Origin of the sequence: Bacillus cereus group sp. BfR-BA-01310 (assembly GCF_022664325.1) — a bacterium.
GTDB lineage: Bacteria > Bacillota > Bacilli > Bacillales > Bacillaceae_G > Bacillus_A > Bacillus_A paramycoides.
In genome coordinates, this window is sequence record NZ_JAKUHD010000133.1 from 1 (window position 1) to 200 (window position 200).

Here is a 200-nt window from a genome sequence, read left to right on the forward strand (position 1 = left end):
CCTGAAACCGTGTGCCTACAAATAGTCAGAGCCCGTTAATGGGTGATGGCGTGCCTTTTGTAGAATGAACCGGCGAGTTACGATCCCGTGCAAGGTTAAGTTGAAGAGACGGAGCCGCAGCGAAAGCGAGTCTGAATAGGGCGTTTAGTACGTGGTCGTAGACCCGAAACCAGGTGATCTACCCATGTCCAGGGTGAAGT

1 rRNA gene is annotated in these 200 nt (G+C 52.5%); it reads left to right on the top strand.

Annotated features, from left to right (window positions below):
• A 23S ribosomal RNA gene (locus tag MR109_RS30000) occupies positions 1-200 on the top strand; the annotation flags it as partial.